Annotated in this window: 9 tRNA genes; all 9 read right to left on the bottom strand. The window is 52.1% G+C overall.

Annotation, left to right across the window (positions count from 1 at the left end):
- Positions 1–2: 2 nt before the first annotated feature.
- A tRNA-His gene (locus QOZ84_RS16510) sits at positions 3–79 on the bottom strand.
- A gap of 7 nt (positions 80–86) precedes the next feature.
- A tRNA-Pro gene (locus tag QOZ84_RS16505) sits at positions 87–163 on the bottom strand.
- 22 nt (positions 164–185) lie between these two features.
- A tRNA-Ile gene (locus tag QOZ84_RS16500) sits at positions 186–262 on the bottom strand.
- Positions 263–271: 9 nt separating this feature from the next.
- Positions 272–348, bottom strand: a tRNA-Met gene (locus QOZ84_RS16495).
- Between the two features lie 7 nt (positions 349–355).
- Positions 356–431, bottom strand: a tRNA-Phe gene (locus QOZ84_RS16490).
- 1 nt (position 432) lies between these two features.
- Positions 433–521, bottom strand: a tRNA-Ser gene (locus tag QOZ84_RS16485).
- Between the two features lie 5 nt (positions 522–526).
- Positions 527–602: transfer RNA gene (locus QOZ84_RS16480), tRNA-Lys, on the bottom strand.
- Positions 603–607: 5 nt separating this feature from the next.
- Positions 608–683 (bottom strand) — tRNA-Gln (locus tag QOZ84_RS16475).
- Positions 684–695: 12 nt separating this feature from the next.
- Positions 696–772: transfer RNA gene (locus QOZ84_RS16470), tRNA-Arg, on the bottom strand.
- Between the last annotated feature and the right edge of the window lie 5 nt (positions 773–777).

The following is a 777-nucleotide window of genomic DNA, read 5'->3' as shown; positions in this document are numbered from 1 at the left end:
AATGGGGTGGATAATGAGAGTCGAACTCACGACCTCCAGAGCCACAATCTGGCGCTCTAACCAACTGAGCTATACCCACCATATAATGGTCGAGGTGAAGGGACTCGAACCCCCGGCCCCCTGGTCCCAAACCAGGTGCGCTACCAAACTGCGCTACACCTCGAACTATGTTGTTTAAATTAATGTGGTGGGCCATCAGGGACTCGAACCCCGGACCTACCGGTTATGAGCCGGGCGCTCTAACCAACTGAGCTAATGGCCCACATTAATTTGGTAGCGGTAACAGGAGTCGAACCTGTGACCTTTCGGGTATGAACCGAACGCTCTAGCCAACTAAGCTATACCGCCATATTAATGGTGCCCAGAAATGGAATCGAACCATCGACACAGGGATTTTCAGTCCCTTGCTCTACCGACTGAGCTATCTGGGCGTGGCGGAGAGGGTGGGATTCGAACCCACGGTGCCGTTAAGCATCACTAGTTTTCAAGACTAGCTCCTTAAACCACTCGGACACCTCTCCGTAAATGGTGATCCATCCGCGACTCGAACGCGGGACACCCTGATTAAAAGTCAGGTGCTCTACCGACTGAGCTAATGGATCATATTTGGCAGGGTATGCAGGACTCGAACCTACGCATGTAGCAGTCAAAGTGCTATGCCTTACCGACTTGGCGAATACCCTATAATTTAAATGTGGTGAGCGCACAGGGATTCGAACCCCGGACACACGCCTTAGAAGGGCGTTGCTCTATCCAGCTGAGCTATGCACCCACATT

It is taken from the genome of Romboutsia sedimentorum (assembly GCF_030131845.1).
Lineage (GTDB): Bacteria > Bacillota > Clostridia > Peptostreptococcales > Peptostreptococcaceae > Romboutsia_D > Romboutsia_D sedimentorum.
Note: the sequence above shows the minus strand (reverse complement) of the source record. Positions and strands in the feature narration are given on the sequence as shown.